Source organism: Streptomyces sp. NPDC026394 (genome assembly GCF_055567735.1).
The window spans coordinates 243460-269452 of sequence record NZ_JBVHPX010000010.1; the positions used below are offsets into that span (position 1 = coordinate 243460).

Genomic DNA, 25993 nt, shown 5'->3' on the forward strand with positions numbered 1-25993 from the left:
CCCAGCGGCCCGCCCCGGGGCACCCGGAAGATCACCGATCCCCCTGGACTTACTAGGACGTCCAACTATATGTTCGTGACGTAGGCCCGCGGTGCAGGGAAGCCGGTGCGAATCCGGCGTGGTCCCGCCACTGTGACCGGGGAGTGCGACGCCGAGCAACACGCCACTGACGCGGGTGCGTCGGGAAGGCGGGCGGCGCACGACGATCCGGAAGCCAGGATACCGGCCGCGGGTGTTGTTCCGTGTTGTCCACGAGGATGGAGCAGACACGCATGGCATCGGTGCGTACCCACAACCCAGGTGATCCGGCCCGGCCCGCGGCACCGCCCGCGCGCTGACGGTTCCACGCCTTTCGCGTCCCACGGCCCCGCCACGGTCCGCGCGCCATCCGCGCCGCCCGTGGGCCCGGCCGTGCCATCCCCGGATCTCACCTGACGAGAGCAGGCCCCCATGGTCCGAGAACTGACCCATTTCATCGGCGGCGAGCACGTACCGGGAACATCGGGCGCGCACGGCGAGGTGTACGACCCCAACACCGGCACCGTGCAGGCCCGGGTGCCGCTCGCCGGCCAGGCCGAGACGGCGGCCGCCGTCGCCGACGCCGCGGCCGCCCAGCCCGAGTGGGGCGAGTGGAACCCGCAGCGGCGCGCCCGCGTCCTGCTGAACTTCCTGCGCCTGGTGGAGGGCGAGCGGGACGCGCTGGCCCGGCTGCTGTCGAGCGAGCACGGCAAGACGGTCGCGGACGCGCACGGCGATCTCCAGCGCGGCCTGGAGGTGGTGGAGTTCGCGGCCGGCGTCCCGCACCTGCTCAAGGGCGAGTTCACCGACAACGCCGGTACCGGCATCGACGTGCACTCGCTGCGCCGCCCCATCGGCGTGGTGGCCGGGATCACCCCGTTCAACTTCCCCGCGATGATCCCGCTGTGGAAGGCCGCGCCGGCCATCGCCTGCGGCAACGCGTTCCTTCTCAAGCCGTCCGAGCGGGCGCCTTCGGTGCCGCTGCGGCTGGCCGAGCTGTTCCTGGAGGCGGGACTGCCGCCGGGCATATTCAATGTCGTCCACGGCGGCAAGGAGGCGGTGGACACGCTGCTGGCGGACCCGCGCGTCGAAGCGCTGGGCTTCGTCGGCTCGACGCCGATCGCCGCGCACATCTACGCGACCGCCGCCGCGCACGGCAAGCGCGCCCAGTGCTTCGGCGGCGCCAAGAACCACCTCATCGTGATGCCGGACGCCGACCTCGACCAGGCGGTGGACGCGCTGGTGGGCGCCGGGTACGGATCGGCGGGTGAGCGCTGCATGGCGATCTCGGTCGCCGTGCCGGTGGGCGAGGAGACCGCCGACGCGCTGGTGGCGCGGCTCAAGGAGCGGGTCGGCACGCTGCGCGTCGGCCGCTCCGACGACCCGCACGCCGACTTCGGGCCGCTGGTGAGCCGTGACGCGCTGGACCGGGTCCGCGCCTATGTGGACCTCGGCGTCACCGAGGGCGCGGAACTCGTCGTCGACGGACGCGGCTTCACCCTGCCCGGCCACGAGGACGGCTTCTTCGCGGGCGCGTCGCTCTTCGACCGGGTCACCCCGGACATGCGGATCTACCAGGAGGAGATCTTCGGCCCGGTCCTGTCGGTGGTACGGGCCGCGGACTACGAGGAGGCGCTGCGGCTGCCCACGGAGCACCCGTACGGCAACGGCGTGGCCATCTTCACCCGCGACGGCGACACCGCGCGGGACTTCAGCCGCCGGGTGGACACCGGCATGATCGGCGTGAACGTGCCGATCCCGGTGCCGGTCGCTTACCACACCTTCGGCGGCTGGAAGCGGTCCGGCTTCGGCGACCTGAACCAGCACGGCCCGGACGCGATCCGCTTCTACACCCGTACCAAGACCGTCACCTCGCGCTGGCCCCCCGGGGTCAAGGAAGGCGCGAGCTTCACCCTCCCGACGATGGGCTGAGCGCGATGAGCGTCATGACCACCGCCACCACGGCCGCCTCGCTGACCTCACTCACCGCCGACCAGCTCGCCATCGTCGAGACGACGCTGGACTTCGCGCAGGAGCACATCGCGCCGCACGCCGTGGCCTGGGACCAGGACAAGCACTTCCCCGTGGACGTGCTGCGCAAGGCCGCCGGGCTCGGGCTCGGCGGGATCTACGTACGGGAGGAGCACGGCGGGTCCGCGCTGAGCCGCGCGGACGGCGTGCTGGTCTTCGAGGTGCTGGCCACCGCCTGCCCGTCCATCGCGGGCTATCTCTCCATCCACAACATGGTCGCCTGGATGATCGACCGGTACGGCGACGACGCGCAGCGCGCCCGCCGGCTGCCCGGCCTGTGCTCGATGGCCGACCTGGGCAGCTACTGCCTGACCGAGCCGGGCGCCGGGTCGGACGCCGCGGCGCTGCGCACGCGTGCGGTGCGCGACGGCGACTCCTACGTGCTGACCGGAGTGAAGCAGTTCATCTCCGGCGCCGGGACCTCGCAGGTGTACGTGGTGATGGCCCGTACCGGCGAGGACGGCCCCGGCGGCATCTCGGCGTTCCTCGTGGAGCGGGACGACCCGGGGCTGTCGTTCGGCGCCAACGAGAAGAAGATGGGGTGGAACGCGCAGCCCACCCGGCAGGTGATCCTCGACGAGGTGCGCGTCCCCGCCGGCCGGCGGCTCGGTGCGGAGGGCGACGGCTTCCGTATCGCGATGAGCGGGCTGAACGGCGGCCGCCTGGGCATCGCCGCCTGCTCCCTCGGCGGCGGGCAGAGCGCGCTGCACGCCGCGCAGGCGTACCTCGCGGACCGGGAGGCGTTCGGAGGGCGGCTGCTGGAGGCGCAGGCACTCCAGTTCCGGCTCGCCGACATGGCGACCGAGCTGACCGCCGCCCGCGCGCTGGTACGGCAGGCGGCCGAGGCGCTGGACCGGGCGGACCCGCAGGCGCCGCAGTTGTGCGCGATGGCCAAGCGGTTCGCCACCGACACGGGTTACTCCGTCGCCGACCGCGCGCTGCAACTGCACGGGGGCTATGGCTACCTGAGTGAGTACGGCATCGAGAAGATCGTCCGCGATCTTCGGGTGCACCAGATCCTGGAAGGGACGAACGAGATCATGCGCTTGATCGTGGCCCGCGGGCTGACCGGGGCGAAGACCGGCGGCGCCCGCGCCGGGACGGGGGCCGCCCGATGACCGACGACTCCGTACTGCTGCGGATCGAGGGCGGCGCGGCGTACCTCACGCTCAACCGGCCGAAGGCGCTCAACGCCCTCGACCACGCCATGGTGCGCCGGATCGACGCGGCCCTGGACGCGTGGGAGCACGACCCGACGGTCGAGACCGTCGTGATCACTGGAGCGGGCGAGCGCGGCCTGTGCGCCGGCGGCGACATCCGCGCCATCCATGCGGACGCGCGGACCGGCGACGGCTCGGCCTCCGCCGCGTTCTGGCGCGACGAGTACCGGCTCAACGCCCGGATCGCGCGCTACCCCAAGCCGTACGTCGCCGTCATGGACGGCATCGTGATGGGCGGCGGCGTCGGCGTCTCGGCGCACGGCAGCGTACGGATCGTCACCGAGCGCTCCCAGGTCGCCATGCCCGAGACTGGCATCGGCTTCGTACCGGACGTCGGCGGCACGTACCTGTTGGCACTCGCACCCGGGGAACTGGGCACGCACCTGGCGCTCACCGGGGCACCGGTGCGGGCCGGTGACGCGCTGCTGTGCGGGCTCGCCGACCACTTCGTCCCGTCGGAGCGGGTGGCGGGGCTGCTGGCGGACCTCGCCGCCGCCCCGGTGCCCGAGGTACTGCCCCGGTACGTACAGGAGGTGCCCGAGGGCGAACTGGCGGCCCACCGCCAGTGGATCGACCCCTGCTACGCGGCCGGCACCGTCGAGGAGATCGTGGACCGGCTGTTCAGCAGCGGCGTCCCGGAGGCCAAGGAGGCCGCCGAGACGATCCTCGCCAAGTCCCCCACCTCTCTGAAGGTCACCCTGGCCGCACTGCGCCGGGCCCGCGACCTGGGGCCGCTCGAACGGGTACTGGACCAGGAGTACCGCGTCTCGTGCGCGGCGCTGGCCGCGCCGGACCTGGTCGAGGGCATCCGCGCGCAGGTGATCGACAAGGACCGCGCGCCGCGCTGGTCCCCCGCCGGGCTCACCGAGGTCACGGACGAGGACGTGGCCCGCTTCTTCGCCCCGCTCGGCGCCCGCGAACTGGGCCTCGCCGGCGGCGCCGGTACGCAGGAGGTGCCCTGGTGACCACGGAAACACGCCAGGGGGATGGCGCGCCCCTCACCCTCGGATTCGTCGGACTCGGCAACATGGGCGGCCCGATGGCCGCCAACCTGGTCAAGGCCGGTCACCGGGTGACCGGTTTCGACCTCGTACCGGAAGCGCTGGCGACCGCCGCCGAGGCCGGTGTCGAACCCGCCGTTTCGGCTGTGGCTGCGGTGGCGGACGCGGACGTGGTGCTCACCATGCTGCCCGCCGGACGGCACGTCCTGGGCCTCTACCAGGACGGCGGGCTGCTCGCGGCAGCCCGCCCCGGCACCCTGTTCGTCGACTGCTCGACCATCGACGTGGCCGACGCCCGTGCCGCCCACGAGGCCGCCGTACGCGCGGGCCACCAGGCGCTGGACGCTCCGGTCTCGGGCGGTGTGGTCGGGGCCGAGGCCGGCACGCTGACGTTCATGGCGGGCGGCGGCGCGGCGGAGTTCGCGCGCGCCGAGCCGCTGCTCACGGCGATGGGCAAGAAGGCGGTGCACTGCGGCGCGGCGGGCGCCGGGCAGGCCGCGAAGATCTGCAACAACATGATCCTCGGCATATCGATGATCGGCGTCAGCGAGGCGTTCGTCCTCGGGGAGAGCCTGGGCCTGTCCCACCAGGCCCTGTACGACGTGGCGTCCACCGCCAGCGGCCAGTGCTGGGCGCTGAGCGTCAACTGCCCGGTGCCGGGCCCGGTCCCGGGCAGCCCCGCCAACCACGACTACCGTCCGGGTTTCGCGGCACCGCTGATGGCCAAGGACCTGGGCCTGGCCGCCAACGCGGTCCGCTCGGGCGGCGTGGACGCTGAACTCGGCCTGCGCGCCGCCGAACTGTACGCGGCGTTCGCCGAGGGGGACGGCGCGGCGGAGGACTTCTCCGGGATCGTACGCACCATCCGGCACCGCTCCGGCGGCGGCGCGGACCCGCAGGAAACCGACCAGAACGGAACAACCGCCATATGACCGGCGCCACCACACCCATGAACGCCCGTACCCACCCGTACGAGACGATCCTCGTCGAGCGCACCGGCCGTACCGCCACCCTCACCCTCAACCGCCCCAAGGCACTCAACGCCCTCAACCTCCAGGTGATGACCGAGGTCGTGGCGGCCACCGAGGAACTGGACCGCGACCCGGACATCGGCTGCATCGTCATCACCGGCTCGGCGAAGGCGTTCGCCGCCGGAGCCGACATCAAGGAGATGCGCCCGCAGTCGTACATGGACATGTACCTCAGCGACTGGTTCACCGCCTGGGACCGCCTCGGCGCCCTGCGCACCCCCACCGTCGCGGCGGTGGCCGGCCACGCGCTGGGCGGCGGCTGCGAACTGGCCATGCTCTGCGACATCCTGCTCGCCGCGGACACCGCCGTCTTCGGCCAGCCCGAGATCAAGCTGGGCGTCATCCCCGGCATCGGCGGCTCCCAGCGCCTCACCCGCGCCGTCGGCAAGGCCAAGGCGATGGAACTCTGCCTGACCGGCCGCACCATGGACGCGACGGAGGCCGAGCGCGCCGGCCTGGTCTCCCGGGTGGTACCGGCCGCCGACCTCCTGACCGAGGCCGCCGCCGTGGCCGAGACGGTGGCGGCCATGTCCGCGCCGGTCGCCATGATGGCCAAGGAAGCCGTCAACCGCGCCTTCGAAACCACCCTCGCCGAGGGCGTCCGCTTCGAACGGCGCCTGTTCCACGCGGTGTTCGCGACAGCGGACCAGAAGGAGGGCATGACGGCGTTCGTGGAGAAGCGGGCGGCGGAGTTCAGGCACCGGTGAGCGCCCTCGGGGCCCGCCGCGCCGGGGCGGGCCCCGACCACCGGATACGGCACATGCATCCGTCACCGGTCCGGGGCGACGCTGAGCCGACCGGCCGTCGGAGGGCTGGCGCTGCTGGGCGCAGTCGCGGCGTTCGTACAGGTGGCAGCCGGGGCCGATGGGGCCCACCGGCACAACCCGGTCGATGTCCTCGTCCGCGTCGGTCTGAGCCATCAGCGCGGTGCGCACTCCCTCCCAGGTGCCGTCGGTGGCTCACCACCGCAGCCGGTTGCAGGCGCCTCGACGGTTGCCGTACTTGTCCGGCAGGTGGCCCCGCTGTGTGCCGGTCTGGGACTCGAAAGGCGATCCAAACGGAACTGCACAGTCGGCACTGAGGCTGCTTCACCAGCCAAGCGGCACCGGTGTGAGCAAGCCGGAGCCCTTCGCCCAGGCCGATCGCTCGCCGGTCGCGGTAGACTGGGTGTCACCGAGAGCATTTCGCACGCTGGCTCAGAGCTGGAGTCGCTCTCGGAGAACGACGACCCCCAGGCAGACGACGTCGCCCGTCGTGGTGCCTCTCAGGTGGGACCGAGCCATGACCGTGCTCGACGAACCAACGACTGCTTCCACCGGCCCCCGGGCAGCCAGGATCCTTCTGACGCCGGCGGATCGCCGCAGTGGCCCGCTGGACGGCGCCTGGTGGCCCTGCTCCCGCGACCTGGCGCGCGAACTCCCTGACCTCACCGCCGCCTTGGACCCCCTGTGGGGCCGCATCACACATGTCACAGTGAACCCGGCCTGCTGGCCGGTGATCCCGCGCAGGGTGCCCGTCAACGGACATGTGGTCCGGGTGGGCGCGTTCGGGGCCGAACAGGACCCGCACGAGCTGTTCCTCGCCTCGTACACCGTGGGGCGCTGGGACCTGCTGATCGTGCCGCCCGAAACCGCTCCCGACCGTGCGGCGGCCCTCATGCGCGCGGCCGCCGATCCGCACAACACCCGCACGGCGAGCGGCCTGTTGGAGACCGTCGGTCCGCTGAACGTTGCGTGTAGCCACCGGACAGCGGGTACTCGGACCGTGCCGCCCGGCACAGCCGAGTGGGAGAGCGAGGGCGGAGCCGTCCGCACGGCCCCGGCCCCGACCAGGTAGAACGGGCTGTCGCGCGTTCGGCGGGTCGCCACGGTGACCGCGGCGCCTGAGCAGCCCGCTGCTCGGCCCCGGCTTCGCGACCGCACCGCACCGCACCGCACCGCACCGCACCGGAGGAATCCTCTTCGGCCGCCCCCTACGGACCACCGCGCCCCCGATGCCGCCTCCGTGCGGCCCGGAAGGATATTTCATGACAGACCACCCACTGACCGACCGCCCCGAGCGCACCACTCCCGCTCCGCAGCCCGCCGAGGCCGCCCAGGAGTCCTTGGTGGCACCCGGTTACGCCGATGTCCGCATCGAGGCGGCGTCTCCCGAAGCGGCCCGGCTGGTCGCCCAGACGCTGCGCGAGCGCTACGCCGGCGCCGAGCAGCGCAGCTATCCCGACGCGCCCGACGGCGGCACCAGGCTCCACCTGACGGTCGACACCACCCGCACCCCCGACGCCGCAGAAGCCCCCCGGCCGTGGCCGATCGCCGGCCGGCCCCACCACGACGAACTCGTGAACGGCGTCCCGTGGAGGTCCGCACCCACCACCCCGGACGAACCGTCCGGAGAGAGGCTGACGCCATGACCACCACCAGCGTGCCCCCGACCGCCCCTCAACGGTCCCTTCCCGCCCGGCTCGCCCTGCTCCCGCAGGGCACCGGCTTGCACCGGATCGACGGGGCATGGTGGCCACGCACCCGCCACCTTGCCACCGAACTGCCGCCTCTGCTGGATGCATTGGCCCCCCGCTGGGGCCGTATCACCCGGGTCACCGTCGACAGCTCGATGTGGAACTCCGGCCCCCACCGCCTGGTGCTCGGCCGACGGGTGATCCACATCAGCCGGTCCGTCGGGGTGGGGCACCACCACAGCGTATGCCTGCTCACCCTGGGCACCGGCCGGTGCGACCTGCGCGTCATAGCGCCCGATACCCCACCGGACCGGGCCGAGCACATCATGACCGCCGCCTCCCGCGCGGGCGGGGACACCGAAGCGCCGGCCGCCCCAGCGGGCTACGGCCCGCACCGTCTCCCCACCTGACGGTTCCCGCGGCCGTACTCAGCGTGCCGCCTCCCGCCGTTCCCGCACCTTCCTTCCCCACAGGCCCAGGACCCCGGCCGCACCTGACCCGTCCGACCAGGCCGAGGAGCCATGTATGACCACGACCACCGCGCCCCAGGCACCGCCCGAACGGCACGGGAGCCCACACGCTTATGACGGGTCCTCCCCCTTCCCGGAGGGGCGGCCCGGCCCCCGCACCGGTGCCCAACGCCTCCAGATGCTTCTGACGGGGACCATCGTGGCGTTCCCGCTGCTGGCCGTGGTCCTGGCCGGCTGGGTGCTGTGGGGGCGCCTGCTCGGGCCGGCCGACCTCCTCATCGCCTTCGTCTTCTACGTCGTCACCGGTCTGGGCGTCACCGCGGGATTCCACCGGGGCCTGACGCACCGCGGTTTCACCGCCGCCCGGCCGCTGCGTCTCGTCCTGGCGGTGGCCGGCTCGATGAGCTTCCAGGGCGACGTGATCGGCTGGGTCGCCACCCACCGGCGCCACCACGCCTTCACCGACCGCCCCGGCGACCCCCACTCACCGTTCCGCTACGGCACCAGCCTGCGCGGTCAGCTCCGCGGCCTGGCACACGCCCACGTGGGATGGCTCTTCCACCGCGAAACCAGCGCCACCGTCCCCGCCGAACGCTACGCACCCGACCTGCTCGCCGACCGCGGGCTGCGCACCGTCTCCCGCGCCTTCCCGGCCTGGTGCGCCCTCAGCCTCGCGCTGCCGTTCGCCATCGGCTGGGGCGTCGGAGGCACTCTGCACGGCGCCCTCACCGCGCTGCTGTGGGCCGGCCTGGTACGCATCGCCCTGCTCCAGCACGTGACGTGGAGCGTGAACTCGCTGTGCCACATGGTCGGCACCCGCCCGTTCCGTACCCGCCGCCACGACCGCGCCACCAACCTGTGGCCGCTGGCCCTGCTCTCCTTCGGCGAGAGCTGGCACAACCTCCACCACGCCGACCCCACCTGCGCCCGGCACGGCGTCGACCGCGGCCAGCTCGACCCGACCGCCGCCGCCATCCGCCTCTTCGAACGCCTCGGCTGGGCCACCGACGTCCGCTGGCCCACCCCCGCCCGCCTCGACCACTGCCGCCGATGACCCGACCGCCGCGCGGCCCGCTCACCGGTCCCGGTACAGCTCCTTCGCGATGACCGACCGCTGGACCTCCGTCGCCCCCTCGTAGATGCGGGGCGCCCGCACCTCGCGGTAGAGGTGTTCCAGGAGGTGGCCGCGGCGCAGGGCGCGGGCGCCGTGGAGCTGGACGGCGGTGTCCACGGCGTGCTGGGCGGTCTCGGTGGCCAGGAGTTTGGCCATCGCGGAGCGCTTGGCGATGTCGGGGGCGCCGCTGTCGTACGCGGACGCGGCCGCGTAGACCAGGAGGCGGGCGGCCTCGATCCGGGTGGCCGTCTCGGCGAGCTGGTGGGAGACGGCCTGGAGGTCCTTGAGCGGGCCGCCGAACGCGGTGCGGTCCGCGGTGTGCGCGAGGGTGGCGTCCAGGGCGGCCTGGGCCATGCCCACCGCGAAGGCGCCGACGCTCGGGCGGAAGAGGTTCAGCGTGCGCATCGCGACGCCGAAGCCACGGTCCACCTCGCCCACCACGTCGTCACGGGTGGCCGGGACGCCGTCGAAGGCCAGGGTGCCGATCGGGTGCGGGCTGAGCATGTCCAGCGGGGTGCCGGACAGGCCGGGGCGGCCGGCGGGTACGAGGAATGCGGTGATGCCGCGGGAGCCCGCGCCGCCGCCGGTACGGGCGAAAACGGTGGCGAAGTCCGCCTCGGGCGCGTTGGAGATCCAGCATTTCTCGCCGGTGAGCCGCCAGCGTCCGGCGCTCGGCGGTCCGTCCGGCTCGGCCGCCAGGGTGAGCGCGGCGGCGTCGGAGCCCGCGGCCGGCTCGCTCAGCGCGAAGGCGGCCACCGCGCGGCCCGCGACCACCTCGGGCAGCCAGCGGTCCCGCTGGGCGGCCGTACCGGACTGGACGACCGGGTAGGTGCCCAGGCCCTGGAGCGCGAGCGCGGTCTCGGCCTCGGTCGACTCCTGGGCCAGCGTCTCGCGCAGCAGGCACAGGTCGAGGGCGCGCACCGGGCCTTCGGCGGGGAACATGCGGCGCAGCAGGCCGAGTTCGCCGAGGGCGGCCACCAGGGGCCGGTTGACGCGGCCGGGTTCGCCGCGTTCCGCCAGCGGGCGCAGTCGCTCGGCGGCGAGGGCGCGCAGTTCGGCGCACCACTTCCGGTCCTGCGGTTCCAGCGCGAATGCGGTCACGGGCGGCTCCCTCGTCTCGGGCCCGGGGTGGCCGGGCGGGTCGCTCGGGGCAGTGCGGGGTGGGGCGGTGCGGTGCGGGGTGCTGCGCGGTCGGGGTGCGGCGGTGCCGGTGGGCTGTGCGGTACGGCCCGCGCCGCCGGACCGTATCGCGCTCTGTTGACTGTCGTCACCGACACGTTACGCTGACGGCGGGCCGGCACGGCAGTACCCGGACGGTTTCCCCAGCACGTCACAGCCGGGGCGCCGGGCAGGTCCGAGCAAGGTTCCGAGCGTCCCCGCCGTCGTCCGCAAGGGGGCACACCGGCATGGACCTGACGCCTTCGGCGCACATCGACACCTTCACCCGCGACCACCTCCCGCCGGCCGGACAGTGGCCACGCCTCACGGACCTCGGCTACCCCGGCCGGCTCAACTGCGGTGCCGAACTGCTCGACGCCACGATCGAGCGGCTGGGCACCGGCCGCCCGGCCTTCCGGGACGCGTCCGGCGCGGTCTGGACGTACGGGGAGCTGCGTGACCGGGTGGACCGCATCGCGCACGCCCTCACCGACGACCTCGGCGTGCTGCCCGGCCACCGGGTCCTGCTGCGCGGCCCCACCACTCCCCTGCTGGCCGCCTGCTGGCTGGCGGTGATGAAGGCGGGCGCGGTGGCCGTGACCGTGCTGGCCGCACAGCGCCCGCACGAGCTGGCGACCCTCTGCGGCCTGGCCCGGGTGCACCACGCGCTGTGCGACGTACGGGTGGTCGGGGACCTGGCGGCGGCCGGGGTGCCGGGGCTGCGGATCATCCCGTACGGCGGGGACGGCCCCGACGACCTGCTGCGGCTCGCCGGGCGGCACCCGGGTCCGTACGAGGCGGTGCCGACCGCGGCCGACGACGTCGCGCTGATCGCCTTCACCTCGGGCACCACCGGACGGCCCAAGGGCTGTATGCACTTCCACCGCGACGTGCTGGCCATCGCCGACACCTTCTCCGCGCAGGTGCTGCGGCCCACACCGGACGACGTGTTCGCCGGCAGCCCGCCGCTCGGCTTCACCTTCGGGCTCGGCGGGCTGATGATCTTCCCGCTGCGGGCCGGCGCGTCGTCGTACCTGGCCGACTGGGGCGGCCCGGAGCAGTTGCTGCGCGACATCGCGCGGCACCGCGTGTCCGTTCTCTTCACCGCGCCGACCGCCTACCGGATCATGCTGCCGAAGCTGCCCGGACACGACATCTCCGCGCTGCGCCGCTGCGTGTCGGCGGGCGAGAACCTGCCCGCCGCGACCTGGCGGGGGTGGGAGCGGGCGACCGGGCTGCGCCTCATCAACGGCATCGGCGCGACGGAACTGCTGCACATCTTCGTCTCGGCCGCCGACGAGCAGGCCAGGCCGGGGACGACGGGCCTGCCGGTGCCCGGGTTCGAGGCGCGGGTGGTCGACGCGGACGGCCGGACGGTGCCCGACGGGACGCCGGGGCTGCTCGCGGTGCGCGGCCCGACCGGCTGCCGCTATCTGGCGGACGAGCGGCAGCGGGAGTACGTACGCGACGGGTGGAACCTGACCGGTGACACCTATGTCCGGGACACGGACGGCTACTTCAGCTACGTGGCACGGGCCGACGACATGATCATCTCGGCCGGGTACAACATCGCCGGACCCGAGGTCGAGGACGCCCTGCTGCGCCATCCCGACGTCGCCGAGGCAGCGGTCGTCGGGCGGGCCGACGCGGAGCGCGGCCAGGTCGTGGTGGCCCACCTGGTGCTGCGTACGGGGGTGCCGCGCGGCGCGGAGACCGAGGCCGAGCTGCGCGCGTTCACCAAGGCGGCCATCGCGCCGTACAAGTGCCCGCGCGAGATCGTCTTCCACGACGCGCTGCCCCGGACGCCGACGGGCAAGCTCCAGCGCTTCCGGTTGCGTGGGGGCGCGGGCGGGAGTGCGGGAGGCGGCGGTACGGCGGACACGGGTACGGAAGGCAGGGGCGCGGACGGTGCCGCCGTATGACCGGTGGCGTCCGGGACGCCGGTACGCGGTGCCGTCGTACCTGCCGCGCCTGCCGCGCCCTTTGTACCTGCCGTACCGCGTCCCGGCGGCTGCGGTTACGATCGCGCCCTGAGCGGCCACGGTCCGGCTGCCGTTCGCGCGCACCCCTGCGTCCCGGGGCCGCGGGCCGGAGCACGACAAGGCGGGAAACGACCACGTGAGCGACCTGTACGCGCATGGCACGCCGGGGTCCCTGATCGTCACCTTCTACGGTGCGTACGGGCGCGGCCGGCCGGACGGTCCCGGTGGTCCGGGCGGCTCGGGCAGCTCGGACGATCCGGGCGGCCCGCCGGGCCCGGTGCCGGTCGCCGCGCTGATCAGGCTGCTCGGAGTGCTCGGCGTCGACCCGCCGTCGGTGCGCTCGGCGGTCTCCCGCCTCAAACGCCGCGGTCTGCTGGTCGCCGCCCGTACGGAGTCGGGAGCCGCCGCGTACGGGCTCTCGGACGCGGCGCACCAGCTCCTGGACGACGGTGACCGGCGGATCTACGGCCGGCCGTCCCCCGCGCCGTCGGACGGCTGGGTCCTGGCCGTCTTCTCGGTTCCCGAACAGGAGCGGCACAAGCGGCACTTGCTGCGCTCGCGGCTGGCCCGGCTCGGCTTCGGCACGGCGGCACCGGGGGTGTGGATCGCGCCGTCCCATCTGTACGACGAGACCCGGCACACCCTGGACCGGCTCCACCTTTCGTCGTACGTCGACCTGTTCACGGGCGCGCACGCGGGCTTCGAGCCGACCGCGGACGCGGTGGCGCGCTGGTGGGACCTGGAGTCCCTGGCCGGCCGGCACCGGGCCTTCCTCGCGGCCCACGAGCCGGTGCTGCGCCACTGGTCCAGCCGCCGCCCCGTCCCCCCCGAGGCGGCGTACCGCGACTACCTGACGGCGCTCGACGCCTGGCGCCGCCTCCCCTACGCGGACCCCGGCCTGCCCTCTCCCCTCCTGCCCGAGGACTGGCCGGGCGGCCACGCGGCGGACGTCTTCGGCCGACTGCACACCCGGCTGCGGGCGGCGGGCGCCCGGTTCGTGCGGACGGCGCTGGACGGACCGGGCCGGGCGGCGGCCACCGCCTGACGCCCGCGCGCGGTCAGCGCCTTCTCTGGTGGGAGGCGGTGGCGGCCATCGGCCGCGGCCGGGCGGCGGCGATGGTGGAGACGACCTCCTTGAACGAGCCGCACATGCGAGTGCCGGCCACCGCGGCCAACTCACCGAAACTGCCCACTCCGTAGGTGACCGCGACCGGTTCCATGCGGGCCGTCACCGCCATCCGCATGTCGCTGACCGTGTCACCGACGTACGCGCTCTCCCACGGCGCCACGCCCAGGTCCGCGGCGGCCCGCAGCACCATCTCCGGGTGCGGCTTGCCGCGCCGGACCATCTCCTGGCTGACGACGGGGCCCAGCAGGTCCCGGATGCCCAGCACGTCCAGCAGGGCCTCGGCGCCGCGGGTCCCCTTCGAGGTCGCCACGGCCAGCTCGATGCCGTGCGCGCGCAGCGCGGACAGTCCGGCGGCCACTCCGGGGAAGAGCAACCGGGGCCCCTCGCGCAGCACTTCGCACGCGAACAGTTCGCGGTAGCGGCCGATGGCGGCCGCTACCGCGTCGTGGTCCTCCGGCATGCCCAGCAGCTTGCCGAAGGCCGGTCCCGGCGGCTTGCCGATCGCGGCGGCGGCCTGCCGGGACGTGACCGAACGGCCCTGTTCGGAGGCGACCTTGACCAGCAGCCTGCTGATCGCCGGCAGGGTGTTGGCGAGGGTCCCGTCGAGATCGAAGACGGCGGCCCTGATGGTTTCGCCGACCGCGGCCCGCGCGGCACCCCCGGGACGTGGCACGGCTCCCGCTGAATCACGCATTGCTCGACACCTTCCGATTTCCTGTGAGCCTTGTGCATCTGTGGGTCCGGTCGCCGTCTTCGACGACGGCGCCGGACGCGGGAAGACGTGCCGACGGCGCCCACCCGGCAAGCGGCGGACGCGCCGGTGCACACCGGTGTCCAGGAGCGGCGCGCCCGCGCCGGAGCGGTCCGCTCCGGCAGAGCCCCTCCCCTGCCTCGCCTCCGCCAGATTTAAAAACCGTCTGCGCTGTTTGTCAATGCACCCTGCGGTACCCACCGCCCCCGGCGACAACGACCCATGTCGCCCCGGTGGCAGCGGAACTGATACCGATTGACACAAACAGCAAACACGTTCACACCACCAGAATCAGAAGGTCACCGAGACCACAACAGCCACTCTCTGGTCCAGTTTCCGAACCGCATGGTTGGTTTAGTATGTAGAATGCGGTGCGCTCACAGCCGGACTAGAGACAGGACGGACACTGTGCCGACGCAGCATCGAGCGATACAAAGCCGCCAGGCTCTCCTCCGATCGGCCGCCGAGGCCTTCACCGAGAAGGGCGTGCCCGCCTCGGGCATGGTCGACATCAGCCGACGCGCCCGGCTGAGCAAAGGAGCCCTCTACTTCCACTTCGCGTCCAAGGAAGACCTCACGTTCGCGGTACGGGACGAGGCCCTCGGCGCCCTGCGGATCCTGGAGGACGAACTGGCCCGCACTCCGCACCCGGCCCCCGCCGCCGTACGGGACTTCGCCGTCGGGCTGCTCGGCCGGGTGGACACCGACGTCGTCGTACGGGCCGGACTCCAACTGCGCCCGGAAACCGCGCCGGGCATCGCCGAACCGGAGCTCCAACAGCGATGGTTCGCCCTCTTTCTGGAGAAGATCACGGCCGATCAGGCAGCCGGGAAGCTGCCGCCCGGCGACGACCCGCGGCGCTCCGCGCGACTGCTCACCGCACTCGTCGTCGGCCTGCTGCACCTGGGCCAGGAAGACCGTACCTGGTGGGAGAAGGACGTCGTCACGGACCTGTGGGCACAGTTACTGCCCGGCGGGGCGGAGACGGTGGCCGAGCCCGTCCCCGAACCGGCCCACTGACCGGTCCGCAGCAGCTCACCACCCGGCCGGTACCGGCTCTTTCACCACTCGACCAGCACCGCGCCCGTATGACAGCCCCGCGTCAGTTCGCACAGGGCCCGCGGTGCCTGGTCGAGACCCCGTACCCGGGTGTGGGCGAAGACCAGGGAGCCGTCCCGCAGCCCGCGCCCGAACTCCGTCGTCCACTCCCGGACCAGATCGGGGTGGTCGACCATCGAGAAGCCCCGCATCGCGACCCGGCGCGTCACCATGAGTACGGAGTCCACCTCGACCGGCGCCGCCATTCCCGCGCCGCCGCCCAACTGCCCGGAGAGCGCGCCCACCAGAGCGAACCGCGCGCCGGTACGGGCCACGGAGAGCGCCGCGCGCAGTTGTTCGCCGCCGACGAGATCCAGCAGGACGTCGATGCCGTCCGGCGCCGCCCGGCGCAACTGCTCCTCGACCGGGCCCGCACCGCGGAGCACCACGTCGTCGTAGCCGAGCGTCTCCCGGAGGTACGGGACCTTGTGCGCGGACCCCGTGCTCCCGATGACCCGGGCCGCGCCCAGCCGTTTGGCGAGCAGTCCCGCCATGCTCCCGACGCCGCCCGCCGCTCCCGTCACGAACACGGTGTCGCCCGCCCCGACCCGCGCGGCGCGGGTCAACGCGCCCCAGGCGGTCGCGCCTTGGGACAGATGCGCGGCGGGATCGGGCAGCTCCCCCGGTCCGACGCGCCGGGCCCGGTCCTCCTCCACCGCCGCGAACTCCCGCCAGCCGTACGGGTGCACCACCAGGTCGCCCGGCGCGAATCCACCGTCGGACGCCCGTACGACCTCGCCCAGCGCCGGCCCCCACAGCGCCTGTCCCGGAACGAAGGACGGCATCGGCAGCTCGGCGTCGGTCATTTTCGTGCACATGGCCGCCGTCACCGTCATGATCCGGTTGCGGACGAGCAGCCGGCCCGGTCCCGCGGTGGGTACCGGCGCCTCGGCGAGCGTGAAGTGCTCCGGCCCGAGGGCTCCCCGGAGGCGGGCGGCGAGCCGGACCTCCCGGTGGGTGGCGGGAACGGCCGGGGCCGGGGAGACGGATGGGGCTAACCGGGCGGACGGGCCCGACGGGTCGCCGGGGGCGAGGGGTTCGGGTACGGCGTTCGGTGTGGTCACGACAGAACTCCTGTGGGTCGGCGGCTTCCGGCGGCCTCCGGCGGAGGACCGCCCGACCAGCCGGTTTCAATACCGCATGGTTGGCTTTTTTAACGTGCCGAAAATAGACTGACGGACCGGACTCGTAAGGTTGCCCCCAAGCACGACACCCCCCTCGAAGAGCACTCGAAAAGCATACGGAGGACGATCGGTGGTCAAGCAGGAACGCGCAGTGCGCACACGACGTGCCGTCCTCGAAGCGGCGGCCCAGGTCATCGGCACGCGCGGGTACGAAGCGGCCACGATGGCGGAGATCATCCAGCGGGCCGGCGTGACGAAGGGCGCCCTGTACTTCCACTTCGCCTCCAAGGACGCCCTCGCCCGCGCCGTCATCGCGGAACAGACCGACCCCTTCATTCCGCAGGTCACCGACTCCCGGCTGCAGGACGCCATCGACTTCACGCACCAGGTGGCGGTGGGCCTGCGGGACGACCCGCTGCTCCAGGCCGGCACCCGGATCGCCGTCGAGACCACGTTCACCGACGAGCCGCTGGTCCCCTACCAGGCATGGATCGACATCGTGACGACGATGTTCGCCGACGCCAAGGAGAAGGGCGAACTGCTCCCGGCGATCGCGCCGGACCGGGCGGCGGAGTTCTTCGTCTCCGCCTACATGGGGGTGCAGCTCTTCTCGCACGCCGCCTCCAACCGCCACGACCTGCCCGAACGCGTCACGGCACTGTGGAAGCACATCCTCCCCGGGCTGGCCTCGCCGGGCGCGCTGAGCCATCTCGACCCGCACGGCCGCTCGGTACGGACCGCGGCCTGACGGCCCCTCGGGCCGCACCCCCCACACCGGCCGCCGTCCCGCCCCTCCCCGTCACCCCCTCCCGCACCGGCCGCCACTCTTGGTAAGAAAGCCGGTGGAAGCACTAGAAAACAAACCATCCGGTTTGTATCTTAGGCCGCGTCGGTCCGCCACCGAGGCCCACTCCGTCCGAGCGGAGTGAGCCGCTACCAGGGAAGGAATCCGCATGGCCAGCGCCACGCTCACCGCGCCGTCCACCGCAGCAGACCACCGTCCGTCCGCCGGACGGGAGCACCGCAGCCTCTCGGACCTGCCGCCGCTGACGACGACCGTGCCCCGGCAGTACGTGCACCGGACCGCCGTGTCCGAGGTGTTCCTGACCGACTGGCGCCGGGCGGGGTCCGGGGCCTGGGTGGTGAGCGCCCAGTGGCCGCGGGCGCACAGTTTCTACGGCCCCGTCGACGGTCTGCACGACCCGATGCTGCTGGTGGAGACGATGCGGCAGGCGAGCATCCTGCTGGCCCACGTGGCACACGGCGTACCGCTCGACCACCCGATCATCTGGCAGGACCTGCGGTACTCCGTCCATCCCGAGGCGCTGCGCGTCACCGGCGCTCCCGCCGAGATAGAACTGCACATCACCGACCACGCCCTGCTGTACCGCGGCAGGCGGCTGGCGGGCGCGCGACTGCGGTACCACGTCCTGCGGGACGGCGCCGAGCTGGCCACCGCCGAGTTGCACTTCGCCTGTCAGACCCCCGCCGTCTACCGCCGGCTGCGCGGCGAGTACAGCGACCTCCAGCGGGCCAACGCCCGCACCCTGGACCTGGCCGAGCCGGTCGCGCCCCGCCTCGTGGCACGCGACCGCACCCACGACGTGGTCCTCTCCCCCACCGGCCACGCCAACCGCTGGCAGTTGCGGGTGAACACCGCGCACCCGGTGCTCTTCGACCACCCCGTGGACCACGCCCCGGGCATGCTGATGGTGGAGGCCGCCCGGCAGGCCGCGCACGCCGCCGCCGGCCCCGGCTTCTCGCTGCCCGCCGACATGGAGTGCTCCTTCCACCGCTACGGCGAACTGGACGCCCCGTGCTGGGTCGAGGTGACCCCCGGCCACGACGGACGGGGCCGCCGCCTCCTCGACATCGACATCCAGCAGAACGGCCGGTCCGTCTTCACGGCCCGCACCGCGAGCCGGTCCGCCCCCGGCCGGCCCACCCCCACCGGCTGACCGCTCACCCCAGCGTCAGCCGCGGCTTCGGCGCGTCCGTACGGCCGGTGGGCGGGGTGCGGCTGCCGGCGCGGTACGGCAGGGGCCACGGCGCTCCCGGCCCGGTGTAGCCCTGTTCGGCGGCCGCGTGCAGGGTCCAGTGCGGGTCGTACAGATGGGGGCGGGCCAAGGCGCACAGATCGGCGCGGCCGGCCAGGACCAGGGAATTGACGTCGTCCCAGGAGGAGACGGCGCCCACCGCGATCACCGGGACGCCCAGGCGGTTGCGGATGCGGTCGGCGAACGGGGTCTGGTAGGAGCGGCCGTACTCGGGCTGCTCGTCGGGGACGACCTGGCCGGTCGAGACGTCGATGGCGGCGGCGCCGTGGGCGGCGAAGGCGCGGGCGATCTCCACCGAGTCCTCGGCGGTGGTGCCGCCCTCGGCCCAGTCGGTGGCGGAGATCCGTACGGTCATGGGCCGCTCGGCTGGCCAGACGGCGCGTACCGCGTCGAAGACCTCCAGCGGGAAGCGCAGCCGGGCGGTGAGGTCGCCGCCGTACGCGTCGGCGCGCCGGTTGGTGAGCGGGGAGAGGAAGCCGGAGAGCAGGTAGCCGTGGGCGCAGTGCAGTTCGAGGAGGTCGAAGCCGGCGCGGGCGGCGGAGCGTGCGGACCGTACGAACTGCTCGCGGACGCCGGCCAACTCGGGTGCGGTCAGGGCGTGCGGTATCTGGTTGACGCCGGGGCGGTACGGCAGCGCGGAGGGCGCCACGAGCGGCCAGTTGCCGTCGGGCAGCGGCTGGTCGATGCCGTCCCACATGAGGCGGGTGGAGCCCTTGCGGCCGGAGTGGCCGAGCTGGACGCCGATGGCGGTGCCGGGCGACTGCGCGTGCACGAAGTCGGTGACCCGGCGCCAGGCCGTCTCGTGTTCCGGTGCGTACAGGCCCGTGCAGCCGGGCGTGATGCGGCCCTCGGGGCTGACGCAGACCATCTCGGTCATCACCAGTCCGGCGCCGCCGAGCGCGCGGGCGCCGAGGTGGACGAGATGGAAGTCGCCCGGCGTGCCGTCGCCGTCGGCGGAGTACATGTCCATCGGGGAGACGACGACCCGGTTGCGCAGGGTCAGGCCGCCCAGCTCGAAGGGGGTGAACATGGGCGGCGTGCCGTCCGGGACGCCGGCCTCCTCCTCGACCGCCGCGACGAAGGCCGGGTCGCGCAGCCGCAGGTTGTCGTGGGTGACGCGGCGGCTGCGGGTGAGCAGGTTGAAGGCGAACCGGCGGGGCGGCTGGCCGACGTACTCCGCCAGTTCCTCGAACCAGGCGAGGCTGGCGCGGGCGGCCCGCTGGGTGGAGGCGACGACCGGTTGCCGCTCGGCCTCGTACGCGGCCAGCGCCTCGGGGAGACCGGCGTGCTCCTCCAGGCAGGCGGCCAGGGCCAGGGCGTCCTCGACGGCCAGTTTGGTGCCGGAGCCGATGGAGAAGTGCGCGGTGTGCGCGGCGTCACCCAGCAGGACCGTACGGCCGTGCGACCAGCGCTCGTTGACGACGGTACGGAACGCGGTCCAGGCGGAGTTGTTGGAGCGCAGCGGGCGGCCGCTCAGCGCGTCGGCGAAGACCTTGGCGCACCATTCGGCGGACTCCCGTTCGTCGCAGCGGTCCAGGCCGGCCCGGCGCCAGACCTCCTCGCGCAGCTCGACGATCACGGTGCTGGCGCCGTACGGGGGCTCGGTGCTCGCCCGGGCGTACGGGTAGCCGTGCAGTTGGACGACGCCGTGCTCGGTCTCAGCGATCTCGAAGCGGAACGCGTCGAGGGCGAAGTCGGCGGCGAGCCAGATGTAGCGGCAGCGGTGGGTGGTGACGCGGGGCCGGAAGACGTCGGCGTGGGCGGCGCGGGTGAGGCTGTGCACGCCGTCGGCCGCGATCACCAGATCGTGCGTGGCGGCGAGTTCGGCGGCGGGCGGGGCCTGGGTACGGAAGTTCAGCCGTACGCCGAGGGCTCGGCAGCGCTCGTGGAGGATGCGCAGCAGCGTACGGCGGCCGAGGGCGGCGAAGCCGTGCCCGCCGGAGGTCAGAGCGTGCCCGCGGTGCACGATGTCGATGTCGTCCCAGCGGACGAACTCGCGCTGGAGCGCGCGGTGAACCTGCGGGTCGGCGTGTTCGATGCCGCCGAGGGTCTCGTCGGACAGCACGACGCCGAAGCCGAAGGTGTCGTCGGGGGCGTTGCGCTCCCAGACGGTGATGTCGCGGTCCGGGTCCAGGCGCTTGAGGAGGGCGGCGGCGTACAGGCCGCCCGGGCCGCCCCCGATGACGGCCACCTTCCGGGCGGCCACCCCTACTTCCCCTGCCACTTCGGGGGCCGCTTCTCGGTGAAGGCGGCGTGGAACTCGGCGTAGTCGGCGCTGTTCATCAGCAGCGCCTGGGTGGCGGCGTCCATCTCGACGGCGGCGCCCAGCGGCATGTCCAGTTCGGCGGTGAGCAGCGCCTTGGTCTGGGCGTGGGCGAGCGCGGGCCCTTCGGCGAGCCGCTGGGCGAGGAGGTGCGCGGCGGTGTCCGCGCGGCCCTCCTCGGCCAGTTCGCTGAGCAGGCCGATGCGCTCGGCCTCGGGGGCGCGGACCGGTTCGCCGAGCATCAGCAGCCGGGTCGCGTGGCCGAGGCCGACCACGCGCGGCAGCAGGTAGGCGGCGCCCATGTCGCCGCCGGAGAGGCCGACCTTGGTGAAGAGGAAGGCGAAGCGGGCCGAGGGGTCGGCGACACGGAAGTCGGCGGCCAGGGCGAGCACGGCACCGGCGCCCGCCGCGACCCCGTGCACCGCGGCGATCACGGGGAACGGGCACTCCCGTACGGCCCGGACGACCTGGCCGGTCATCCGGTTGAAGTCGAGCAACTGTGCGGTGTCCATGGCGAGCGTGGCGCCGATGATCTCGTCGACGTCGCCGCCGGAGCAGAAGCCGCGGCCTTCGCCGCCGAGGACGAGGGCGCGCGCGGACCGTTCCCTGGACAGCTCGGTGAGCAGGTCCCGCAGGTCGGCATAGGCTTCAAAGGTGAGCGCGTTGAGCTTGTCCGGGCGCGCGAGGGTGACGGTGACGATGCCGTCTTCCCTGGTCACGCGGATGTGCTGCCATGCGTCGGTGGTACGGGCGGAACCTGTGAACGGGCTCATCGGGCAACTGCCCCCTTCAGCCGGACGGCTGGTGCAGACACGCAATCGCGCTTCGAAGCTATCACCGTTACGTGACTGTCGTCACGAGTGCGCGATAACCGGCCGGTGGCGTCGGAGGCGGGCGCGGCGGAAGCGGAATGAGCGCCTGCGCGCTGCGGGGCCTGCTCGCCCGGCTGCCGCAGTGGTGCGGCGCTCCCGTCAGCCGACCGTGCCGCGGTGGCCCGCGGCGGCGGTTTCCCGGCCGTCGCCGGCGGGTTCCGCACCGCTCCGCCCCAGCCGGGAGTTCCGCCGCCCGTACAGCGCGTAGACGAGCGCGCCGACCACCAGGAACCCGGCGAACTGGAGCCAGGTCGCCGGACCCGTCCCGTAGATCAGGTAGCCGCAGAAGGCGATGCCCAGCACCGGGCTGAGCGGGAAGAGCGGCACCCGGAAGCGGCGCGGCAGGCCGGGGCGGGTGCGGCGGAGCACCATGACGCTGACGTTGACCACGGCCATCACGGCGAGCGTGCCGATGGTCGTCAGATTCATGACGACGTCCAGCGGGACCACCGCGGCCGGTACCGCGAAGAGCACGGCCACGATCCAGGTGCCCGCCACAGGGGTGGAGGTCTTCGGCGAGATCCGTTCGAAGACCCGCGGGACGAGCCCGTCACGGGACATCGACATCAGGATGCGGGTCTGTCCGTACATGACGGCCAGGACGACGGAGGCGATGGCGACGACCGCGCCGAAGGCGATGACGCCCCCGCCGACGGCGGAGCCGGTGACCTGGTTGACGACGAGTGACAGGGCCGCGGGCTTGTCGCCGACCTCGTCGGCGGAGAGCGCGCCGATGGCGGAGAGCGCGACCACGCAGTACAGGACGGTCACCAGACCGATGCAGATCATGATCGCGGTGGGAATGTTCCGGCGCGGGTTCTTCACCTCTTCGCCCGCCGTGGTGATCGCGTCGAAGCCGATGTAGGAGAAGAAGGCGACCGAAGCGCCGGAGGTGACGCCGGCGATCCCCTCGGGGGCGAACGGCGTGAGGTTGCCGTCCTGGAAGGCCGTGAAGGCGATGGCGCAGAACAGGACGAGGACGCCCAGCTTCAGCACGGCCATCGCGGCGGTCGCACGGGCGCTCTCGCGGATGCCGCGCACCAGCAGCACCGCGGCCAGCAGCATCACCACGACGGCCGGGATGTTGACGATGCCGCCGTCGCCGGGCGGGCTGGACAGGGCGGCGGGCAGCTGCCAGCCGACGAGGCTGTTCAGCAGCTCGTTCAGGTACTGCCCCCAGCCGACGGCGACGGCCGAGACGGAGACGCCGTACTCCAGCAGCAGGCACCAGCCGACGAGGAACGCGGTGCGCTCGCCGAGCGTGGCGTACGCGTAGGAGTAGGAACTGCCGGACACCGGGATCGCGCCGCCCAGCTCCGCGAAGGAGAAGGCGGTGAAGACGCAGGTGACGGCGGCGAGCACGAAGGAGACGAGGACGGCGGGGCCGGACCGGGCGACGGTGTCGGACAGGCCGACGAAGATGCCGGTGCCGACGATGGCGCCGATGCCGAAGCACACGAGCTGGAAGAGCCCCATGGTGCGCTTGAGGCCGTGGCCTTCGAGATCCGCGCCGGATTCGGCGACGAGGACGTCGGGGGACTTGATGCGCAGTCCGGACGGACCTGACGGAGGCATGGGGGTGGTTCTCATCTCTGGTGGAGCGTGGTGCGTGGTGCCTGGTGCGGTGCGCGGCGGGGTGGGCCGCGTACCGGGCGGGGCCGGGGCCGGTGGGCCCGTTCCCGTGCGTCCGTTCGATGGTAGCCCGTATGCCTGCATGATCGCCCATGGGGTCGTATAGCCATGCAATACGGGCGCGCGGGGCCGCGCGACGCCGGGCCGCGCGGCCGTGGCGACGGCTCTCAGGCCATGGTGGCGACCAGGACCGCCTTGATCGTGTGCAGCCGGTTCTCCGCCTCGTCGAAGACGACGGAGTGCGCCGACTCGAAGACCTCGTCGGTGACCTCCAGGGAGGTCAGACCGTGCCGCTCGAAGATCTCCCGGCCCACGGCGGTGCCCAGGTCGTGGAAGGCGGGCAGGCAGTGCAGGAACTTCACGTCCGGGTTGCCGGTGGCGCGCAGCACGTCCATCGTGACGGCGTAGGCACCGAGCAGCGCGATCCGCTCGTCCCAGACCTCCTTGGGTTCACCCATCGAGACCCATACGTCGGTCGCGACGAAGTCCGCGCCGCGCACGCCCTCGGTCACGTCCGCGGTGATGGTGACGCGGGCACCGCTGTGCGCGGCCAGCTCCTTGGCCCGGGTGACGACCTCCTCGTCCGGCCACAGGCCCTCGGGCGCGACGATGCGTACGTCCATGCCGAGCAGCGCGCCGGTGATCAGGTAGGAGTTGCCCATGTTGTAGCGGGCGTCGCCCAGGTAGGCGAGGGTGACCTCGGTCAGCGGGCGGCCGGGCACGTGCTCCTTGATCGTGAGCACGTCGGCGAGCATCTGGGTGGGGTGCCACTCGTCGGTCAGGCCGTTGAAGACCGGGACGCCGGCGTACGCGGCCAGCTCCTCGACGACCGACTGCGAGCTGCCCCGGTACTCGATGGCGTCGAACATCCGGCCGAGGACCCGGGCGGTGTCCCGCACCGACTCCTTGTGCCCGATCTGCGACCCGGCGGGGTCCAGATAGGTGGTCGAGGCACCCTGGTCCGCGGCGGCGACCTCGAAGGCGCAGCGGGTGCGGGTGGAGGTCTTCTCGAAGATCAGGGCGATGTTGCGGCCCCGCAGGCGCGCGACCTCCTCGCCCGCGCGCTTGGCGGCCTTCAGCTCGGCGGCCAGGTCGACGAGGCCGTGGAACTCCTCGGCGCCGAAGTCCAGCTCCTTGAGGAAGTGGCGGCCCTTGAGGTCTGTCGCCATGGGGTGGGCTCCTAGGTCGCGGCGATCGGGACGTTGGAAGTGTATACGACAGCCCGTATCTCTATACAGAGAGGCCGCCGGTCCCGGCCCGTAAGGGCGCCGCACCCTCCCGCTGTTCTTCCCCGCCGCGGGCCGCTCCTCCCCTACACGGGGTCGCGTTCCACCGGGCAGCTCATGCAGCGCGGTCCGCCCCGGCCGCGCCCCAGCTCGCTGCCCGGAATGGTAATGACCTCGATGCCGCGCTTGCGCAGGAAGGTGTTGGTGGTGACGTTGCGCTCGTACGCCACCACCACGCCCGGCTCGACGGCCAGCACGTTGCAGCCGTCGTCCCACTGCTCACGCTCGGCCGCGTGCACGTCCTGCGTCGCGGTCAGCACCCGGATGTCGTCCAGGCCCAGCGCCGCCGCCATGGCCCGGTGCATGTGCTCCGGCGGGTGGTCGGTGACCTTCAGCTCCTGGTCACCGGCGCCCGGCTCGATCGTGTAGGAGCGCAGCATCCCCAGCCCCGCGTACTGCGTGAACGTTCCGCCGTCCACCATCGTCATGACCGTGTCCAGGTGCATGAACGCCCGCCGCTTGGGCATGTCCAGCGCCACGATCGTCCGGGCCGACCCCGCCGCGAACAGACCGCGCGCCAGCATCTCGACCGCCTGCGGGGTGGTCCGCTCGCTCATCCCGATCAGCACGGCCCCGTTGCCGAGCACCAGCACGTCGCCGCCCTCGATGGTCGACGGATAGGCCGCCTGGCCCTCCGACCAGACGTTGAAGCCGCCGCCGCGGAACAGCTTGTGGTGCCGGTAGATCGCCTCGTAGTGCACGGTCTCGCGCTGCCGGGCCGGCCAGCGCATGGCGTTGATGGACACCCCGTCGTAGACCCACGCCGAGGTGTCGCGGGTGAAGAGGTGGTTGGGCAGCGGGCGCAGTACGAAGTCGTCGAGGTCCATCACATGGAAGCGGACCGAGGTGGGCTCCGGGTGCGCCGCCAGGTACTCCCGCTTGGTCATCCCGCCGACCAGCGCCTCCACCAGCTCGGGGACGGCCATCGCGTCGAAGACGGCCCGCAGGTGGTCGGTGGCCAGCGGTCCGTACTCCTTCTCGTGGAAGACCCGGTCCAGGACGAGCGTCCGGGCCTCGGGAACCTGAAGGGTCTCGGCCAGCAGATCCGCGAACAGGTGCACCTCGACCCCCCGGTCCCGGAGGATGTCCGCGAAGGCGTCGTGCTCGGCACGCGCCCGGCGCACCCACAGCACGTCGTCGAAGAGCAGGGCGTCCTTGTTGGTCGGGGTGAGTCGCTTCAGCTCCAGATCGGGGCGGTGCAGGATGACGCGGCGCAGCCGCCCGGCCTCGGAGTCGACATGGAATCCCATGTCCCCATCTTCGCCGCTGAAGGCCCCGACGGAGGGTCACGGAACGGCCGC

Annotated in this window: 22 protein-coding genes and 1 riboswitch; of the genes, 14 read left to right on the top strand and 8 right to left on the bottom strand. The window is 72.9% G+C overall.

What is annotated here, in order from left to right; all coding sequences use genetic code 11:
- Nucleotides 1-72: 72 nt before the first annotated feature.
- Nucleotides 73-245: riboswitch (cobalamin riboswitch) on the top strand.
- A 205-nt stretch (nucleotides 246-450) separates the two neighbouring features.
- The 9 genes from ACZ4QV_RS23895 (at nucleotide 451) to ACZ4QV_RS23935 (ending at nucleotide 9280) form a co-directional block, all read left to right on the top strand.
- On the top strand, nucleotides 451-1950 hold the full coding sequence (locus ACZ4QV_RS23895; RefSeq protein ID WP_361616370.1) for a CoA-acylating methylmalonate-semialdehyde dehydrogenase: 1500 nt from the start codon (nucleotides 451-453) through the stop codon (nucleotides 1948-1950).
- A gap of 5 nt (nucleotides 1951-1955) precedes the next feature.
- The gene (locus tag ACZ4QV_RS23900; RefSeq protein WP_467763386.1) at nucleotides 1956-3167 is read left to right on the top strand and encodes an acyl-CoA dehydrogenase family protein; all 1212 of its coding nucleotides are present in this window, start codon (nucleotides 1956-1958) and stop codon (nucleotides 3165-3167) included.
- Nucleotides 3164-4234 carry an enoyl-CoA hydratase/isomerase family protein gene (locus ACZ4QV_RS23905; RefSeq protein WP_361616367.1) on the top strand — a complete coding sequence of 357 codons (1071 nt, stop codon included), beginning with the start codon at nucleotides 3164-3166 and terminating at the stop codon, nucleotides 4232-4234. Before ACZ4QV_RS23900 ends, ACZ4QV_RS23905 begins: the two co-directional genes overlap by 4 nt.
- Entirely contained in the window at nucleotides 4231-5202 is a 972-nt protein-coding gene (gene mmsB, locus ACZ4QV_RS23910; RefSeq protein ID WP_361151233.1) for a 3-hydroxyisobutyrate dehydrogenase, read from the top strand. Before ACZ4QV_RS23905 ends, mmsB begins: the two co-directional genes overlap by 4 nt.
- Nucleotides 5199-6008, top strand: coding sequence for an enoyl-CoA hydratase (locus tag ACZ4QV_RS23915; RefSeq protein WP_361588937.1), 810 nt, complete (start codon nucleotides 5199-5201; stop codon nucleotides 6006-6008). Before mmsB ends, ACZ4QV_RS23915 begins: the two co-directional genes overlap by 4 nt.
- 574 nt (nucleotides 6009-6582) lie before the next feature.
- Nucleotides 6583-7137 carry a DUF5994 family protein gene (locus ACZ4QV_RS23920; protein WP_361588934.1) on the top strand — a complete coding sequence of 185 codons (555 nt, stop codon included), beginning with the start codon at nucleotides 6583-6585 and terminating at the stop codon, nucleotides 7135-7137.
- Between the two features lie 190 nt (nucleotides 7138-7327).
- Nucleotides 7328-7711 carry a hypothetical protein gene (locus tag ACZ4QV_RS23925; RefSeq protein WP_467763387.1) on the top strand — a complete coding sequence of 128 codons (384 nt, stop codon included), beginning with the start codon at nucleotides 7328-7330 and terminating at the stop codon, nucleotides 7709-7711.
- Entirely contained in the window at nucleotides 7708-8166 is a 459-nt protein-coding gene (locus tag ACZ4QV_RS23930; RefSeq protein WP_361588931.1) for a DUF5994 family protein, read from the top strand. The genes ACZ4QV_RS23925 and ACZ4QV_RS23930 overlap by 4 nt, the downstream gene beginning before the upstream one ends.
- 115 nt (nucleotides 8167-8281) lie before the next feature.
- Nucleotides 8282-9280, top strand: a complete 999-nt coding sequence (locus tag ACZ4QV_RS23935) for an acyl-CoA desaturase (protein WP_361588927.1) — start codon at nucleotides 8282-8284, stop codon at nucleotides 9278-9280.
- 21 nt (nucleotides 9281-9301) lie between these two features.
- Here the strand turns inward: ACZ4QV_RS23935 and ACZ4QV_RS23940 are convergent, their stop codons facing one another.
- Nucleotides 9302-10441 (bottom strand): acyl-CoA dehydrogenase family protein, encoded by a 1140-nt coding sequence (locus ACZ4QV_RS23940; protein WP_361588924.1) that lies wholly within the window; start codon nucleotides 10439-10441, stop codon nucleotides 9302-9304.
- Between the two features lie 305 nt (nucleotides 10442-10746).
- Between ACZ4QV_RS23940 and ACZ4QV_RS23945 the strand changes: the two genes are divergently transcribed.
- Together ACZ4QV_RS23945 and ACZ4QV_RS23950 are read left to right on the top strand one after the other, a co-directional pair.
- A complete protein-coding gene (locus ACZ4QV_RS23945) occupies nucleotides 10747-12420 on the top strand; it encodes an AMP-binding protein (protein ID WP_467763388.1) in 1674 nt (557 codons plus the stop codon).
- 196 nt (nucleotides 12421-12616) lie between these two features.
- Nucleotides 12617-13525: a PaaX family transcriptional regulator gene (locus tag ACZ4QV_RS23950; RefSeq protein WP_361151213.1), complete on the top strand. Its 909-nt coding sequence runs from the start codon at nucleotides 12617-12619 to the stop codon at nucleotides 13523-13525.
- A 13-nt stretch (nucleotides 13526-13538) separates the two neighbouring features.
- On the opposite strand, the gene ACZ4QV_RS23955 is transcribed toward ACZ4QV_RS23950, so the two are convergent.
- On the bottom strand, nucleotides 13539-14303 hold the full coding sequence (locus tag ACZ4QV_RS23955; RefSeq protein ID WP_361151210.1) for an HAD family hydrolase: 765 nt from the start codon (nucleotides 14301-14303) through the stop codon (nucleotides 13539-13541).
- A gap of 423 nt (nucleotides 14304-14726) precedes the next feature.
- Here ACZ4QV_RS23955 and ACZ4QV_RS23960 point away from each other — a divergent pair, with 423 nt between their 5' ends.
- Nucleotides 14727-15380, top strand: coding sequence for a TetR/AcrR family transcriptional regulator (locus ACZ4QV_RS23960; protein WP_361151207.1), 654 nt, complete (start codon nucleotides 14727-14729; stop codon nucleotides 15378-15380).
- Nucleotides 15381-15421: 41 nt separating this feature from the next.
- On the opposite strand, the gene ACZ4QV_RS23965 is transcribed toward ACZ4QV_RS23960, so the two are convergent.
- On the bottom strand, nucleotides 15422-16522 hold the full coding sequence (locus ACZ4QV_RS23965) for an MDR family NADP-dependent oxidoreductase (protein WP_467763389.1): 1101 nt from the start codon (nucleotides 16520-16522) through the stop codon (nucleotides 15422-15424).
- A gap of 211 nt (nucleotides 16523-16733) precedes the next feature.
- On the opposite strand from ACZ4QV_RS23965, the gene ACZ4QV_RS23970 reads away from it, so the two are divergent.
- Nucleotides 16734-17330 carry a ScbR family autoregulator-binding transcription factor gene (locus ACZ4QV_RS23970; RefSeq protein ID WP_361151201.1) on the top strand — a complete coding sequence of 199 codons (597 nt, stop codon included), beginning with the start codon at nucleotides 16734-16736 and terminating at the stop codon, nucleotides 17328-17330.
- A 205-nt stretch (nucleotides 17331-17535) separates the two neighbouring features.
- Nucleotides 17536-18540, top strand: a complete 1005-nt coding sequence (locus tag ACZ4QV_RS23975; RefSeq protein ID WP_361151198.1) for a ScbA/BarX family gamma-butyrolactone biosynthesis protein — start codon at nucleotides 17536-17538, stop codon at nucleotides 18538-18540.
- 4 nt (nucleotides 18541-18544) lie between these two features.
- Here the strand turns inward: ACZ4QV_RS23975 and ACZ4QV_RS23980 are convergent, their stop codons facing one another.
- The 5 genes from ACZ4QV_RS23980 to ACZ4QV_RS24000 form a co-directional block, all read right to left on the bottom strand.
- Complete coding sequence (locus tag ACZ4QV_RS23980; RefSeq protein ID WP_361588911.1) at nucleotides 18545-20845, bottom strand: bifunctional salicylyl-CoA 5-hydroxylase/oxidoreductase; 2301 nt, start codon at nucleotides 20843-20845, stop codon at nucleotides 18545-18547.
- Between the two features lie 2 nt (nucleotides 20846-20847).
- Nucleotides 20848-21675 (bottom strand): enoyl-CoA hydratase family protein, encoded by an 828-nt coding sequence (locus ACZ4QV_RS23985; protein WP_361151192.1) that lies wholly within the window; start codon nucleotides 21673-21675, stop codon nucleotides 20848-20850.
- A gap of 198 nt (nucleotides 21676-21873) precedes the next feature.
- The gene (locus ACZ4QV_RS23990; protein WP_361588908.1) at nucleotides 21874-23349 is read right to left on the bottom strand and encodes an amino acid permease; all 1476 of its coding nucleotides are present in this window, start codon (nucleotides 23347-23349) and stop codon (nucleotides 21874-21876) included.
- 224 nt (nucleotides 23350-23573) lie between these two features.
- The gene (argF, locus tag ACZ4QV_RS23995; RefSeq protein ID WP_361151186.1) at nucleotides 23574-24575 is read right to left on the bottom strand and encodes an ornithine carbamoyltransferase; all 1002 of its coding nucleotides are present in this window, start codon (nucleotides 24573-24575) and stop codon (nucleotides 23574-23576) included.
- 143 nt (nucleotides 24576-24718) lie between these two features.
- Nucleotides 24719-25942, bottom strand: a complete 1224-nt coding sequence (locus tag ACZ4QV_RS24000; protein WP_361151183.1) for an arginine deiminase — start codon at nucleotides 25940-25942, stop codon at nucleotides 24719-24721.
- Nucleotides 25943-25993 lie beyond the last annotated feature (51 nt).

Excerpts from the sequence above, each read along its gene's own strand:
- ACZ4QV_RS23895 (WP_361616370.1), top strand. The coding sequence starts at position 451 with ATGGTCCGAGAACTGACCCATTTCATCGGCGGCGAGCACGTACCGGGA.
- ACZ4QV_RS23900 (WP_467763386.1), top strand. The coding sequence starts at position 1,956 with ATGAGCGTCATGACCACCGCCACCACGGCCGCCTCGCTGACCTCACTC.
- ACZ4QV_RS23905 (WP_361616367.1), top strand. The coding sequence starts at position 3,164 with ATGACCGACGACTCCGTACTGCTGCGGATCGAGGGCGGCGCGGCGTAC.
- ACZ4QV_RS23915 (WP_361588937.1), top strand. The coding sequence starts at position 5,199 with ATGACCGGCGCCACCACACCCATGAACGCCCGTACCCACCCGTACGAG.
- ACZ4QV_RS23920 (WP_361588934.1), top strand. The coding sequence starts at position 6,583 with ATGACCGTGCTCGACGAACCAACGACTGCTTCCACCGGCCCCCGGGCA.
- ACZ4QV_RS23925 (WP_467763387.1), top strand. The coding sequence starts at position 7,328 with ATGACAGACCACCCACTGACCGACCGCCCCGAGCGCACCACTCCCGCT.
- ACZ4QV_RS23930 (WP_361588931.1), top strand. The coding sequence starts at position 7,708 with ATGACCACCACCAGCGTGCCCCCGACCGCCCCTCAACGGTCCCTTCCC.
- ACZ4QV_RS23935 (WP_361588927.1), top strand. The coding sequence starts at position 8,282 with ATGACCACGACCACCGCGCCCCAGGCACCGCCCGAACGGCACGGGAGC.
- ACZ4QV_RS23945 (WP_467763388.1), top strand. The coding sequence starts at position 10,747 with ATGGACCTGACGCCTTCGGCGCACATCGACACCTTCACCCGCGACCAC.
- ACZ4QV_RS23955 (WP_361151210.1), bottom strand. The coding sequence starts at position 14,303 with ATGCGTGATTCAGCGGGAGCCGTGCCACGTCCCGGGGGTGCCGCGCGG.
- ACZ4QV_RS23960 (WP_361151207.1), top strand. The coding sequence starts at position 14,727 with ATGCGGTGCGCTCACAGCCGGACTAGAGACAGGACGGACACTGTGCCG.
- ACZ4QV_RS23975 (WP_361151198.1), top strand. The coding sequence starts at position 17,536 with ATGGCCAGCGCCACGCTCACCGCGCCGTCCACCGCAGCAGACCACCGT.
- ACZ4QV_RS23985 (WP_361151192.1), bottom strand. The coding sequence starts at position 21,675 with ATGAGCCCGTTCACAGGTTCCGCCCGTACCACCGACGCATGGCAGCAC.
- ACZ4QV_RS23990 (WP_361588908.1), bottom strand. The coding sequence starts at position 23,349 with ATGCCTCCGTCAGGTCCGTCCGGACTGCGCATCAAGTCCCCCGACGTC.
- argF (WP_361151186.1), bottom strand. The coding sequence starts at position 24,575 with ATGGCGACAGACCTCAAGGGCCGCCACTTCCTCAAGGAGCTGGACTTC.
- ACZ4QV_RS24000 (WP_361151183.1), bottom strand. The coding sequence starts at position 25,942 with ATGGGATTCCATGTCGACTCCGAGGCCGGGCGGCTGCGCCGCGTCATC.